Raw genomic sequence first — 14,979 nt, 5'->3', positions numbered from 1 at the left:
ATGTTTCAACTAATCTAAATGTTTGCTTATTCCGTCTTGAATGTACTAATAGTTTCTTTCAAGTTGGTGGAGAGGCTGCGAAGCTGGATGGAAGCGCTGGCTACCTCTTGCATAGAAGCGAGCTGCTCCTCAGAAGCTGCGGCAACCCGTTGTGCTTGGTTAGAGGATGATACTGCAATGTTCTCCAGCTCATCCAGGGAAGCTGCGATTTCTTCGCTTCCTGCGGACATTTGCTGCGAGGCGGCAGACACCTCTTGCACCTGACCCGATACTTGGCGGATGGCCTCTACGATAGAGCGGAAGGACTCGCCTGCTTGCAGGGATACGCTTGAACCCTCCCGAACGCCCTCAACAGCCTGTTGCATGGAGCGTACTGCATTGCCGGTACGGCTGCTGACGCCATTCAATATGCTGCCTATTTGCTCGGACGATTCCTTGGAGCGTTCGGCCAGCTTACGAATTTCATGCGCTACGACAGCAAAGCCCTTGCCATGCTCTCCTGCTCTTGCAGCTTCAATAGAAGCATTCAGCGCAAGCAGATTCGTCTGATTGGCTACATCACCAATCATGCCGAGAATACTTGTAATTTGCTTGCTCATCTGCTCAAGTTCCCGCAGCGTGACGACGGTATCCGTAACGCTAGTCTCAATCGTCTGCATTTGGGCAACCGTCCGTTCGATGACAACTTCGCCAGCAGCAGCCAGCTCAGCCGTATCCGCAGCCATCTCCGATACCGATGACGAGGATTCAGCGATCCGCTGAATGCCGATGGTCATCTCATTCATCGCACGTTGGCATTCCTGGAAGCTCTGAAGCTGCGTATTGGCTCCTTCAGCGACTTCCTGAATGGCTGAGGCGACCTCCTGTGTGGCTTGGGCGGTCTGCTCGGCGCTGTCCTGCATGCTGGAGGAGGAGCTTGCCACCTCCGTTGAGGTTGAGCTGATATTATGGGCGAGATGCCGGAGATTGACCATCATTTCGTTAAAGGCAGAAGCGACTTGACCAATCTCATTCTGATTCGTAACAGGAACGGTAATCGTTAGATCGCCCTGTGCAGCCAAGGCCGATACTTGAGCGAGCTGCTTCAGCGGCTTGAGCGCTATCCGAACCAAGGCTACAACAATTAGAATAGCAATCGTTGTTAATAACAGTGACAGACCAATACTTTTCCACAGCATGATAGCCAGCTTGGTTTGTACCTGGTCATAATCAAAGTCTAATCCATATATTGCGACTACTGATCCATCTTCGCCAATAATAGGCGCCCAGTATGCCAGCCATGTGCCAAGGTCATCTGTATAAAGATCGACCTGGGAGAAGCCAGTTTCCATTACATCTTTTTGGGCTTTTAAAAGCTCAGGGGATAATGGATAAAGGGAGTTATGTACTAATCCGGCATTTATCAGGGTGGAGTTGCCTTGAAGGATAGTGAGATAAGACACTCCGTCTTTCTCTATGATATCAGGCAGGTACATGTACGTGTTTGTAATCATTTCGGGGCTAGCCATTGCATCAAGCTGTGTTTTTAGAATGTTAAGATTGGCAGCAGGATCACCCTTGCCCGTCCCCATTTCTTTGCGAACATCAGTCACTATGTTCTCCAGAGACTGGGCCTGAACACTATGCGCGCGCGCCGTGCGCTCCATTTCGTCCCAGCTGGCTTGATTCTGGGCGTTATAGGAAATCCATTGGGTCACCCCGATAATAATGGCGAAGAAAAAAGCAAGCACGATGGAACTCGTGAGCACCAGGCTCTTGTTTTTCAATTTGAACATAATAAAACCCCTCATCCTGTTAGGTGTGGTTAGTAAATTCATGCTGTCTATTTACTTAATGTAACAGTAAAATATTAGATAAGTTCGCATTTGGTGTTAGAAATCTATTCGCTTAACAAGCATTCATGCTTATACTTTTCTAATGATTTGTAAAGGAATGAAGGGTTCAAGCAGAGGAAGCCTGCCCGCATAGCTGCTATCGGCTGCACGGGCAGGCTTGTTTTATCTAATGCTGGTCCGGCAGTGATAATAATATCGTACATATTCTCAGCCTCCAGTAATAGTGTTAAGAATGCCCTTCACACTTCATTATAGGAGCGGCAGCCGGAGACAAGTGAACTTGGGCAATTGCACAGCTTGCTCGTTGACTCCATTAGTTTCCTTCTGATATAGTTCTACTATAGAACTATTCCATACATGAACTATCTGATCTGCGGATTGGAAGAGGAGGTTTACTGAGAAATGACGATAGACAACGAGATGCTCGGACAGATTATTTCCCGTTATAAAGGGGCATATTTCACAGTTAATCGACGTTTGAACGCAATGATCAGAGAACGGATGCCCGATGGTCTGACTGTTGATCAATTTTCAACTCTGCTCTGTCTGCGGGAGAGCGGCGTGAGTACAACCTCAGAGCTTGCCGATACTTTTTGCGTGGGCAAAAGCTCCATTACCGCGATTATTCAACGGCTATTCGATAAGCAGCTGATTGTGCGGCAAGCCGATGAGCATGATCGCAGAGTAACGTTGCTTACCCTCACGGAGGAAGGCATGCGCATTACTGATCATATAGAGGACAGCATTAAGGAGCTGATCGCGACGTTCATGAATCAGTTCGATGAGGAAGAAGCTATGGCCTTTATAGAGACCTTTGAGAAGCTCGCGAAGGCAATGGCGCAATCTATGGAGACGGAGAGGAGCTAGAGACAAAATGAAGGCAATCTTGAAGCTAAGATGGGTTATTCTGATTATATGGCTGGTAGCGACCATTGGTTTGATGCTGAGCGCACCCAATATGCAGGAGCTCGTTCGGGACAAAGGACAGATTTCGGTGCCGGACGGTTATTCCTCAACGATGGCATCCGATCTGGTGAAGGAGATTGGAGCGAAGGATTCTGGCGGAAGCGACGCCGCGACGGTGCTTGTCTTCCATAAGGAAGGCGGATTGTCGCAGTCCGAGCTAACAGAAGTACAAAGCGGCATTAATAAGCTGAAGGACCGTGCGGATGAGCTTCGCATCAGCTCTGTTACCACGCATTTCGATACGGCTGAGCTCAAAGAGCAGATGGTGTCCAAGGATGGATCTACGGTGCTCGCGCTTGTAAATGTAGATCTAACAGGGGCTGAATTGTCTGAGGTGCGTGACAGCTTATACGCAGCAGTCAATGATGTGAAGGTCGATCATTATTTTACAGGCAATTGGGTTATTTCGGAGGATGTCATGAAGAGCTCGGAGGAAGGGCTCAAAAAGACCGAGTTCATTACAGTAGGCTTCATTCTGGTCATATTATTCATTGTTTTCCGTTCCGCAGTCGCGCCGATTGTGCCGCTTCTGACGGTGGGCTTTACCTACTTGGTATCGCAATCGGTCGTTGCCTTTTTAGTTAAATATATGGATTTCCCACTATCGAGCTTCACGCAAATTTTTCTCGTCGCCGTGTTGTTCGGAATAGGAACGGATTATTGTATTTTGTTAATTAGCAGGTTCAAAGAAGAGTTAACGCATCATGATGGCGATATTGCTGCATCTATCGTGGCAACTTACCGTACGGCAGGAAGAACGGTGCTGTTCTCCGGTCTTGCGGTGCTTGTTGGCTTCGCAGCTATCGGCTTCTCGACCTTTGTTCTGTATCGTTCCGCAGTTGCGGTAGCGATCGGGATCGCTATTCTGCTGATTGCCTTATTCACAATCGTGCCGTTCTTCATGGCCGTCCTAGGCAAGAAACTATTCTGGCCGGCAAAAGGATCGCTTGAGCATAAGCCAAGCCGACTGTGGGGGAGCGTCGGCCGATTCTCCCTGAAGCGCCCCATCTGGGCTCTTGTTATCCTTGCTGTATTAATCGTTCCATTCTTAACTGCGTATAAAGGCTCGATCTCTTTTAACTCATTAGATGAGATTGGAGATAAGTATGATTCGGTTAAAGGCTTCAATATTATTGCAGACAACTTCGGCCCGGGTGAAACGCTGCCTTCGACAGTAGTAGTGAAATCCGAGGTTCCGATGGATACGACGGAGGGTCTTGCCGCTCTAGAGCAAGTAAGCAGAGAGCTTCAGAAGGTAGAGGGCGTGAAGACGGTGCGCAGTGCGACTCGCCCGACAGGCGAAGCGCTGGATGATTTTCTCGTATCTGATCAGGTCGGAACGCTAGAGGATGGACTTGGCAAGAGCGGAGACGGACTTGGCCAGATCGGTACAGGTCTATCTGAGGCGAGCAATGCACTGAATGCGAATGCGCCTAAGCTGAATGAAGCGGTGGACGGCGTCGGTCAATTGGTGGACGGAACGACTGAGCTGAAGACGGGCGTAAGCCAGTTAACCACAGGTCTTAAGCAGATTGAGCGCGGCCTCTTGGATGGCTCAGCAGGAGCAAAGGAATTGCTCGCTGGTCTGGAGCAGGCGAAGACGAGTGCCGATCAGCTTGCTGCTGCAAGCAAAGAGATGCTGACAGGATATGAGCAGCTAGGCGGAGGCATTGGTCAGTTAGCGGATGGCTATACGGCGATTGCTGTTGAACAGACGAAGCTTGCAGAAGGTCTGTCAGGGCTGGGCCAAGGCCTTAGCAGCTTGGAGAATAGCTATCCGGAGCTCAAGGAAGATGCGGCGTATCAGCAAGCGCTCAGCTCTGTAGCCAAGCTTCAGCAAGGTGCAACAGGAATCAGTGAGCAATTGAATCAGCTTAATACGAAGCTCGGCGGGGCAGCAGAGGGCTTGAAGAAGGCGAATACAGGTCTAGCGCAAGCAGCGGGAGGTCAGTCCGCCCTTGCAGAAGGTCTTGCGCAATTAGTGTCAGGCATTGAAGAGCTGCAAGCGGGCCTTGCACAGGCTGCGACTGGTCAGGGACAGATTGTCTCGAAGCTGCCGGGTGTTACAGCAGGATTAGATCAGTTGGTTATTGGACAAAAGGATTTGAAATCAGGCTTTGCTGACCTGAATGGACAGCTTAGTGAGCTGACAAGCGGGCTGGATTCAAGCGTCGAAGGGCTGACACAGGTCAGCGATGGTCTTGTATCGGCTAAAGGCTATTTGAATGAATTATCTTCTTCTTCCAATAAACAGATGACAGGTTGGTTTATTCCAGAAGAAGCCGCAGCGGGCGAGGAGTTCCAGCAAGCACTTGATGTGTATTTGTCTGAAGACCGCAAAACCGCGAAATTCGATGTGATCTTCAGCGGTAATCCGTATGAAATGGAGACGATGTCGAAGATTGATGAGCTGGAGGCAGCAGTGGCAAGGGGTGTGCAGGGCACAGCTTATTCCGAGGCGGTGTATGCCGTCGATGGCGTGTCCAGCATGAATAATGACTTGAGCAATATATCTAATGCGGATTATTCGCGCACGGTTATTCTAATGCTGATTGGCATTTCCATCATCCTGATCTTGTTATTCCGCTCTATCATTATGCCGTTGTATATGATTGCGTCACTGCTGGTGACCTTCTATACTTCAATGGCTATTACGGAAGTTATTTTCGTACGAATATTAGGTCTATCCGGCATTAGCTGGGCGGTTCCATTCTTCGGCTTCGTTATGCTGGTGGCGCTGGGAATCGACTATAGCATTTTCTTAATGGACCGTTTCAAAGAATACCGTCACTTGTCTCCAACAGAAGCTATATTGGAAGCAATGAAAAATATGGGGACAGTTATTATGTCTGCGGCACTCATTCTTGGCGGTACGTTCGCTGCGATGCTGCCATCTGGCGTGATGTCGCTGCTGCAGATTGCCACAATCGTCTTGTGCGGGCTATTCTTGTATGCCTTAGTTATGCTGCCATTGTTCATTCCGGTTATGGTCCGGATATTCGGTAAAGCGAACTATTGGCCTTTCATGAGTGCTGAGCAAGAACAGGAGACGAATCAGTCAGTACGCACCTATCCGCGTGATACTTCTGTCTAAATGAAAAAAAGATCTCTTCGCTATTTTCATTGGCGAGAGATCTTTTTTTTCGGATTAGGTAGTCTATACGATGGTGCGAGAGAGGACCACACCTCCATACACGAAGGCCATGCAAATCACGATGGCTGGGTGAAGCTTCCGTCGTTCCATCAGCCAGTACGCGATTCCTGCAATCCCGAGGAACTGCCACATGCCGGATGATTCAACCGAAGTCCGCGCCATTTGCCAAGTGAGGATAACCATCATTATGGCTACTACAGGCTGAACCAGCAGGGTCATCCCCTTCACAATCGGTGATTGGCGATGCTTATGCAGCACCTTCAGCAGCAGGATCAGCGCAATTGCCGAGGGGATAACCGTTGCAGCTAATGCAAGCAGCATACCGGGCCACCCATACACGTCATAGCCGACAAAAGCAGCGATCTTGGTCGCGATGGGCCCGGGAAGCGCATTGCCGAGAGCAAGTATATTGGAAAACTCCTCATCGGTCGTCCAATTGTAACGGGTAACAATCTCATTGTACATGAGCGGGATAGAGGCAGGTCCGCCTCCATAGCCTAATACGTTGGCAAGGAAGAATCCGATAATAAGCTCTAGCCATTCGGTCATGATGGTGGCGACTCCTCATTCGTTGATTTAGAAGCAAGGCGCTTCGTTTTTCGATTGTTGTACCAGTCCCTTGCCTTGAAATGAAACGTGCCATAGGCTAGAAACAGCATAATGACCGCTGCATCCTGCAGGTCGATGATCTGCAGCAGCAGGAAGGCAATCGCGAATGAAGCGAATCCCAGAAGCTTGCCAAGCCCTTTGACCGTGCGATTGGCGAACTCGTAAGCCATGACGCCAAGCATGACGGCGATGACGGGAATGACCGCCGCAATCATTCCTTGAACAACAGCAGATCCGCTTAAGGACTGCATGATGGACAGCAGTGCAATCATGGCAATTGCGGAGGGCATAATATGGGCAAGCACAGACACGGCTGCACCGGGCCAGCCTTTCTGGCGATAGCCAAGATAAGCGGCCATCTTAGGGATGATTGGTCCGGGCAATGCATTGGCGAGCGCCAATATTTCAGCAAATTCATCATCGTCAATCCAGCGGTAATGAGTGACAGCTTCATATCGAACGAGGGGAATGACGGACGGTCCGCCTCCGTAACCTAATATTCCGGTCTTGAACATAGCCCAAGAAAGCTGGCGATAGTTCCCGTCGGTCTGATGCTGTGATTTCGTCATGCGTTGCAGCCTCCTCCGGCTGGTATATAATTCCGATAGGAATAAATATATAGATATTTAGGCAGGTAATCAATAAAAATCAAAGAGCTCGGTTTCATTGCAGCTGCGAAAAGCGCTATGAATTGCTTTTGCGTCACAGGGAAGGTATGATCCGTTATAGTTATAGGTAGCCTGTCAATGAGAGACTAAGAGCCGGGAAGGACAGAGTATGTATGAATCAGACTCCCGAACAGAATAGAAGGACAGCTTTAACTTATGTAGGTACCGAGGAATATAAACTAACAGGCAATAGCATGGCAGCTATCGAGCAAGCGAGCCCTGCATTCGCCTTCATTATGAATCATCAGGTAAAAGTGGTATTGCAAGGGGAGGTCCATGCCGTCTCCGGGTCAGCGCATAGCGATGAGTTATTCTTCATCCCTGCCAATCATATCTGTACATTAAGGAACCTCTCCGAACAAACCGTTGATGTTGTGGTCATTTGCTTCGACATAGATGAGGAAGGAGCTGCAAGCTTCGTTCAGATGGCTGAGCGGGCTCATCTTCATACGTTCAGATTGCCACAAGCAAAAGGATGGCTGCCTGATTTCTTATATGATATAGGTGTTGAAGAAGAGGCATCGTTCTTTCAATTGCAATCCCATTTGTACGCGATCGTTTCCGGCTATGTCCTATCCTTGAACAAGCCAAGGGAAGCGAGCGATCTCATTGAATATGTGAAGCATTCGAAGCAATTCATGCTTACTCAGTATATGGGAACTATTGATATTGAGGAGCTTGCTCGGTCATCAGGCTTTAGCCCAAGCCGGTTCTATCAAGCCTTTCGCCGGCATACAGGTCTTAGTCCGCTTAAGTATATAACGAAAATTCGTTTGGACGCTTCATTACGATTGCTTGCCAATGCTTCTACGACAGTAATAGAGGCCGCTCATGCTGTAGGCTACTCCGATGAGTACTACTTCAGCCGATTATTTAAAAAACAGATGGGGATGACGCCAACGGAGTATGTATCCTGTGCTAATAAGCAGATTGCGAGCCTTTCCCCAGTGTTCCTTGGTGATTTCGCTGTGCTTGGCCTTGCTCCGCAGCTTTCTTTTGAACGAGGATGGCAGGAGAACAAAGAGATTGTCTTGAGGCAATTGACGGCTGCGCGTCCAGAGATGATAATGGTAGGTCCTGTCGACCCCGAGCTTCATGCAGCATTGTCAGACATTGCACCGGTCACGATGCTCCACTGGAAGGGCTATTCGTGGAGAAGCCGTCTGCTCGATATTAGTGCATTGCTAGGGCTGACAACGGTGGCAGAGCGCTGGATGTCCAGTTATGATCAGAAGGTTGAGAATGCCAGGACCCATGTGAAAAGCGTGCTTGGCAGTGAGCCGACTCTGCTTGTTCAATATAAGAGGCATCGCTTCCGTATATACGGTGTACAGATGAACAAGATAAATGATGTGTTCTATAAGGAATTGAAGATAGCCCCTCCGCTAGCTGTGCAGAGCTTTGCCTTCAAAGACGCGGCATCCCTGCAAGAGATTGCGGCATTAGGCTGCGAGAATATCATTCTGTTCGTTCATGCCTCGACGCCTCAATCCGAGTGCGATGAATTGGAGTACAGATGGCGCAGGCTGATGAAGGATCGTCCAGTGAAGAGATGCATGTTCATACGCCATCCTGACAGTCTTCATTATAGTGGAGCTGTCTATGAGAGCCTTATTGATGAAATGGTTGATCAGCTAGCCAGCTATCAAGGCTGATAAGGACAGCTAATTTGTACAATTAGGCACTATTGCATATAATATAGGAAAATCCAAGCGATATGAAGGAAAGTCCATTCCCCAAAGGGAGTGGTTCTTTTATAGTACTCATTGAGAATGATTATTAATGTTAAAGGGACAACTATGAAAAAAAGATATCTATTTATAGCTGTAATTATTTTATCGCTTATATCTTTGTTTATTGGTGCAGGCAAGCTCTCGCCGCTCGATGTGTTCAACATGACCGACAAGCAGCTTCAGCTTATGTTCGTCAGCCGAATTCCACGCCTAGTCAGTATATTGGTGGCAGGAGTCAGCCTTAGCATCTGCGGCCTAATCATGCAGCAGCTAAGCCGGAATAAGTTCGTCTCGCCGACGACTGCTGGTACGGACGATTCAGCAAGACTAGGCATTCTCGTGGCTCTGATGGTATTCACTTCAGCAAGCACGCTTGAGAAAATGCTAATCGCCTTTGCATTCGCGTTGGCAGGCACCTTCATATTCATGAAGATCCTGGACAAGATCAAATACAAGGATGCCATCTTCATTCCGCTCGTTGGGCTGATGTTCGGCAGTATTATCAGCTCGATTACGACCTTTTTCGCTTATAAGAATAATTTGATTCAGAATATTACAGCTTGGCTGCAAGGAGACTTTTCCACGATCATTAGCGGTCGCTATGAAATGCTGTACATAAGCATTCCGTTAGTCGTTATCGCTTACTTGTATGCGAACAAGTTCACGATTGCGGGCATGGGGGAAGAATTCGCCACTAATCTGGGACTTAATCATAAACGTGTAGTGAACATTGGCTTAGTCATTGTTGCGCTCATATCTGTCATCGTTATTCTGACGGTCGGCATGATTCCGTTCCTTGGGCTTGTCATTCCGAATATAGTTACGATTTATCAAGGGGATAATTTGAAGAAAAGCCTTTCTCATACCGCATTGCTGGGCGCCGCTTTTATCTTGGCCTGCGATATTCTAGGCCGGATTATCATCTATCCTTATGAAATTCCGATTGGCCTGACGGTAGGCGTTATCGGCAGCGGTATTTTTCTTTACTTACTGATGAGGAGAAAGGCACATGACGCATAAGTGGAAGCTAGGTGCTCTAGCTCTTACAGCACTGGGATTGATCGCCGTATTTCTATTCGCAAATATGATTGGCAGCTGGGACTACGTTTTCCCGCGAAGGGTTAATAAGATTCTGGCTATTATCTTAACAGGCGGTGCGATTGCATTCGCTACAATGATCTTCCAGACCATTACGAATAACCGAATTCTGACGCCGAGCATTATTGGCCTCGATTCACTCTATATGCTGATTCAGACGTTTGTTGTCTTTGCATTTGGATCATTGAGTGTGACAGTGGCGAACAAACAATTAAACTTTGCCATCTCTATTGTTATCATGATGTTCTTCGTTGCGCTGCTGTACCGTGTGATGTTCAAGCGGGAAGGACGTAACCTCTACTTTCTGCTATTAGTAGGATTAGTTATGGGGACGCTGTTCGGCAGCATGTCTACCTTCATGCAGGTGCTTATTGATCCGAATGAATTCATGAGCGTTCAGGATAAGATGTTCGCCAGCTTCAATAATGTGAATACGGATCTGCTTCTCTTCGCCGTGATTTGTATCGCTGTGATTGCGGCGTACAGCTGGCGACTGATGAAATATTTGGACGTGCTGTCGCTTGGCAAAGAGCATGCTGTCAATCTCGGCATTCCCTACGACTATGTCGTCAAGCGGTTGCTGGTTATATCGGCCTTGCTTATTGCGATCTCGACTGCTCTCGTTGGACCGATTACATTCCTAGGCTTGCTTGTGGCGAATGTCGCGCACCAGCTGTTCGGAACGTATCGCCACCGCATTCTGATCAGCGGATCGATGCTTATTAGTATCGTAGCGCTCGTTGGCGGTCAGCTCATCGTGGAGCGAGTATTCACCTTTTCCACAAGTCTTAGTGTCATTATCAATTTTATCGGCGGGGTTTACTTTCTGTATCTGCTGTTGAAGGAGAATAAGTCATGGTAGAAGTCAAGCAACTATCGAAGAAATATGGCGGCAAGCCGGTCGTCGAACAGGTCTCCTTGAAGGTAGAGAAAGGCAAGCTTACGTCATTCATCGGCCCTAATGGCGCCGGTAAAAGCACGATTCTGTCGATGATCAGCCGCCTCATTGCCAAAGAAACGGGAGAGGTACTGATTGAAGGCAAGGAGCTTGGCCAATGGAAAAATGGCGATCTTGCCAAAAAGATATCTATTCTCAAGCAATCGAACAACATTACGATTAGATTGACTGTAAGAGAGCTCGTGAGCTTCGGGCGCTTCCCTTACTCACAAGGAAAGCTGACCGCTGAGGACTGGAAGTTCGTGGATGAAGCGATTGCTTATATGGATCTTGAGAGCATGCAGCATAAGTACCTTGATCAGCTCAGCGGGGGGCAGAATCAACGGGCGTATATTGCCATGGTTATTGCGCAGAACACGGAATACATTTTGCTTGATGAACCGCTTAATAACTTGGATATGAAGCACTCGGTTCAGATCATGAAGGTGCTTCGCAGATTGGTTGAAGAGCTGGGCAAGACGGTTATTCTCGTTATTCATGATATCAACTTCGCTTCCTGTTATTCCGACCACATTGTCGCTCTTAAGGACGGCAAGGTAGTGAGAGAAGGCACGGTTGATGAGATTATAACTACTCCGGTTCTGAAGGATATTTATGATATGGATATTCAGATTGAGCAGATCAATGGCAATCGGATTTGTGTCTACTTCTCATAATCAATTGGGTTCATTATTTGAAGGGGGAATGCCGGATAAGGTGTAGGTGGTGCAGCAATCCTACTGGGTGTTTAGAGATAGACCAAATAAAACAACAATGAAGAGGAGAATGGAAAGTGAAAAAGTCTATTAGTGTACTACTGCTTACAATTATGTTAGTGATGGTCGTGTCTGCTTGCGGCGCGAAAAACTCAAATAACGGTACGAATGGCAGCGTGCCTGTCGCATCGCCGGATGGCCAAGCTACTCAAGCTCCAGCTGACTCAGCAGAACTGACAATCAAGCATCTTAAAGGCGAGACAGTAGTTAAGAAAAACCCTGAGAAAGTCGTTGTATTCGACTTTGGTATTCTTGATTCCCTAGATAAATTGGGTGTAGAAGTGACAGGTGTTCCACAAGCGAACATTCCTAGCTACCTGCAGAAATTCGAAGATAAGAAATACCAAAACGTAGGCAGCCTGAAAGAACCGGATTTCGAGAAAATCAGTGCGATTAAACCGGACCTGATCATCATCTCTGGCCGTCAATCAGATGCTTATGATGAGTTGACTAAGCTTGGTCCAACGATCTACCTTGGCGTAGATGCTGCGAAATATATGGCTTCTTATGAAGAGAACTCCAAGGTTCTTGGTCAAATCTTCGGCAAAGAAGCTGAGGTTGATACTGAGCTTACGAAGGTCAAAGATGAAATTAAAGCATTGAACGATAAAGTTACAGCTTCCGGCAAGAATGCTCTGATCATTCTGGCTAACGAAGGCTCAATTAGCGCTTACGGCGCAGGCTCACGCTTTGGCGTTATCCATGACGTATTCGGCTTCAAGCAAGCGGATGAGAAAATTGAAGTGTCCACACACGGACAATCCGTTTCCTTCGAATATGTAGCTGAGAAAAACCCGGATTACCTATTCGTTGTTGACCGTGATAAAGCTCTAGCAGCTGCAGGCGAAGAGTCTGGCACGAAAGCTCTTGTAGAGAATGATCTGGTAAAAAACACGAATGCCTACAAAGAAGGCCACATCATTTATCTTGATCCTGATTTCTGGTACCTGTCTGGCGGCGGACTTGTTTCCGTTGAAGAAATGGTAAAAGAAGTATCAGCTGGTCTGGAATAATTACAGCGTAAATAGAGGGCCGTTTCTGACAATCGAAAGATTGCGGGAACGGCTTTTTTTATTAGGCAGCACTTAGTGGATATTTGGTTGTACTTTTATCTGGGTCTGAGTATGATAGGTAAAGCAAACGGGTAGGATTGAGACAACGACATCAGTGGCGGGACCATATGAACCGCGAGAGAAAGGGAAGTTGAGTATGAAAAAACTGCTTATTGTGTTCACAGGTGGAACTATCGGAAGCGTGAGAAAGGGAGGGGCTATTTCCGTCAGCGAAGTGGGCTCCTATCATTTGATCGAGGCGTATGAAGCTAGTTCAAAGAAGCGTGAGGTTCATCTCGATACGATACAGCCGTTAAATATATTAAGTGAAAACCTGGTACCTGAGGATTGGAACAAGCTGATTGAAGCACTGCGTGCCGTAGATACTGCAGAATATGCAGGTATTATTGTTACGCATGGATCGGATACACTTGCTTTCTCAGCTGCGATGCTAGCCTTCGCATGCTGTGATACGACGATTCCGCTTGTACTGGTTGCAAGCAATTATCCGATTGACGATCCAAGAGCTAACGGCCTGGATAACTTTGCAGCAGCTATTGATTTTATTATTGAGGATGCACTTCCGGGCATTTTTGTCGTCTATCGCAATGATAAGGGAGAACAGTTGGTCTATTTGGGGACGCGCATGACACAGGCCCTGTCGTTCACCGATCAATTCGATAGTCCTTACGAACTGCCATATGGTGTAATGCAAGGCAGAAGACTGGAACGTATTGACCATTCATTCAACCCTACGTTATCAGAGCTGAGGCAACGGGCAGTAGGCAAGAGCCTGTGGGATTGCACGGCTGACTCCCCCGGGATCAAATCGGGTCTGCTCTATATTAAGCCGTTCTCGGGAATCGATTATTCCTATTTCGACTTTGGGAAGAATCGCCCGAAGGCGGTTGTTCATGACCTGTACCATTCGGGTACAGCGAGTGCCGATGCGCCAGGCAGCTATTCGCTGCTGCAGTTTGCCCGTTATTGCGAGCAGCAGGGTGTTGACCTCTACTTATGTCCCTTGAAGGATAGCACAGCAGCGCTGTATGACTCGTCAATTAAGCTGATTGAGGCCGGTGTAACCTTTATAGAGAATATGTCTGTAGAGGCTGCTCTGATGAAGCTGACGCTTGCCTATTCACTGCTCGATTCCAAAGAGGCGATTCGTTCTTATGTCATGGATCAATCGGTCTTCTATGAATTTGTAGCAAAGCAGGATAAGATGGAAGGATAACCGACTAACGGAAATGAAATAGTATACGATTGTTGAAAAGGAGAGGATCACAATGACAACGAATACGAAAGTACAAGTGGGGCAGCAGGTAGCTGACTTTACGCTGCCATCTTCTACAGGCAAAGAGATATCACTGCACGATTACAAGGGCAAGAAGGTCGTTATCTACTTCTATCCGAAGGATATGACGCCAGGCTGTACAACGGAATCCTGTGAGTTTCGGGACTTTAATGGACAATTCCAGACCCATAATGCTGAAGTAATCGGAATTAGCCCGGATGATCTGGCTTCCCATGATGAGTTTATTGCTAAGTATGAGCTGCCATTCCCATTGCTCTCGGATACGACTCATCGTGTCTCGCAGCAGTTCGGCGTGTGGAAGCTGCGCAGCTGGGGCGGCAAGGAATTCATGGGCATTGAGCGTTCGACCTTCCTAATCGACGAGGAGGGCGTATTGATTCGCGAATGGCGTGAAGTGACTGTCGAAGGGCATGTGAATGAGGTGCTTGATGCGGTGAAGCAGGGATAGGTTAAACGAGATATAACGGGTTGGCGAGAACCAGTAATGGTCACCGCCAGCCTTTTTTGTTGTGCAAATCTAATTGGTGATAATCCTTTATAGGAGGTATTCTGCAAAAATGTAATGTTAGGAGTGCTTGATTATTAGTATGTTATAGGTCTTTTTACTTATTTTTAAAGAATTCTAAAAAAAGTAAAGAAAATTAAAGGAATTTTCATATATGTCATCGAATGTATATCAATTGGAGATTTATAGTAGTTCGAATTTACTAGATGAGGTGATGGATGAAATCAAATAGTATTTCGTAATCGCTTACATGAATAGGTGCATTCGTTTATTGCTACATTCGCCCTATTAATAGATGCGAGTGTGCTCCTCCGAATTCCCTACTTCA

General features: G+C 47.4%; 13 protein-coding genes. 9 read left to right on the top strand and 4 right to left on the bottom strand.

Annotation, left to right across the window (positions count from 1 at the left end):
- Window positions 1–26 precede the first annotated feature (26 nt).
- Together AC50YO_RS15000 and AC50YO_RS14995 are read right to left on the bottom strand one after the other, a co-directional pair.
- Window positions 27–1,775: a methyl-accepting chemotaxis protein gene (locus AC50YO_RS15000; RefSeq protein WP_494848199.1), complete on the bottom strand. Its 1,749-nt coding sequence runs from the start codon at window positions 1,773–1,775 to the stop codon at window positions 27–29.
- Between the two features lie 104 nt (window positions 1,776–1,879).
- Window positions 1,880–2,038: a hypothetical protein gene (locus AC50YO_RS14995; RefSeq protein ID WP_494848198.1), complete on the bottom strand. Its 159-nt coding sequence runs from the start codon at window positions 2,036–2,038 to the stop codon at window positions 1,880–1,882.
- Between the two features lie 199 nt (window positions 2,039–2,237).
- On the opposite strand from AC50YO_RS14995, the gene AC50YO_RS14990 reads away from it, so the two are divergent.
- Entirely contained in the window at window positions 2,238–2,702 is a 465-nt protein-coding gene (locus tag AC50YO_RS14990) for a MarR family winged helix-turn-helix transcriptional regulator (protein ID WP_494848195.1), read from the top strand.
- Window positions 2,703–2,709: 7 nt separating this feature from the next.
- The gene (locus AC50YO_RS14985; protein ID WP_494848192.1) at window positions 2,710–5,895 is read left to right on the top strand and encodes an MMPL family transporter; all 3,186 of its coding nucleotides are present in this window, start codon (window positions 2,710–2,712) and stop codon (window positions 5,893–5,895) included.
- A gap of 63 nt (window positions 5,896–5,958) precedes the next feature.
- Here AC50YO_RS14985 and chrA read toward each other — a convergent pair whose 3' ends face one another.
- Complete coding sequence (gene chrA / locus AC50YO_RS14980; protein ID WP_494848188.1) at window positions 5,959–6,504, bottom strand: chromate efflux transporter ChrA; 546 nt, start codon at window positions 6,502–6,504, stop codon at window positions 5,959–5,961.
- Window positions 6,501–7,133, bottom strand: coding sequence for a chromate efflux transporter ChrB (gene chrB / locus AC50YO_RS14975; protein ID WP_494848186.1), 633 nt, complete (start codon window positions 7,131–7,133; stop codon window positions 6,501–6,503). Before chrB ends, chrA begins: the two co-directional genes overlap by 4 nt.
- Before the next feature lie 212 nt (window positions 7,134–7,345).
- Between chrB and AC50YO_RS14970 the strand changes: the two genes are divergently transcribed.
- The 7 genes from AC50YO_RS14970 to bcp all read left to right on the top strand — a co-directional run bounded on the left by AC50YO_RS14970 (window position 7,346) and on the right by bcp (window position 14,594).
- On the top strand, window positions 7,346–8,887 hold the full coding sequence (locus AC50YO_RS14970) for a helix-turn-helix domain-containing protein (protein WP_494848184.1): 1,542 nt from the start codon (window positions 7,346–7,348) through the stop codon (window positions 8,885–8,887).
- 144 nt (window positions 8,888–9,031) lie between these two features.
- Entirely contained in the window at window positions 9,032–9,985 is a 954-nt protein-coding gene (locus AC50YO_RS14965; RefSeq protein ID WP_494848696.1) for an ABC transporter permease, read from the top strand.
- Window positions 9,975–10,925 carry an iron chelate uptake ABC transporter family permease subunit gene (locus AC50YO_RS14960; RefSeq protein ID WP_494848183.1) on the top strand — a complete coding sequence of 317 codons (951 nt, stop codon included), beginning with the start codon at window positions 9,975–9,977 and terminating at the stop codon, window positions 10,923–10,925. Before AC50YO_RS14965 ends, AC50YO_RS14960 begins: the two co-directional genes overlap by 11 nt.
- Entirely contained in the window at window positions 10,919–11,677 is a 759-nt protein-coding gene (locus tag AC50YO_RS14955; RefSeq protein ID WP_494848181.1) for an iron ABC transporter ATP-binding protein, read from the top strand. Before AC50YO_RS14960 ends, AC50YO_RS14955 begins: the two co-directional genes overlap by 7 nt.
- Window positions 11,678–11,793: 116 nt before the next feature.
- Window positions 11,794–12,789, top strand: a complete 996-nt coding sequence (locus AC50YO_RS14950; protein WP_494848179.1) for a siderophore ABC transporter substrate-binding protein — start codon at window positions 11,794–11,796, stop codon at window positions 12,787–12,789.
- Window positions 12,790–12,985: 196 nt separating this feature from the next.
- Window positions 12,986–14,065, top strand: a complete 1,080-nt coding sequence (locus tag AC50YO_RS14945; RefSeq protein ID WP_494848177.1) for an asparaginase — start codon at window positions 12,986–12,988, stop codon at window positions 14,063–14,065.
- Window positions 14,066–14,117: 52 nt separating this feature from the next.
- A complete protein-coding gene (gene bcp / locus AC50YO_RS14940; RefSeq protein ID WP_494848175.1) occupies window positions 14,118–14,594 on the top strand; it encodes a thioredoxin-dependent thiol peroxidase in 477 nt (158 codons plus the stop codon).
- Window positions 14,595–14,979 lie beyond the last annotated feature (385 nt).

It is taken from the genome of Paenibacillus sp. J22P59, from assembly GCF_059383895.1.
This window is presented reverse-complemented; position numbering and strand designations above follow the sequence as displayed.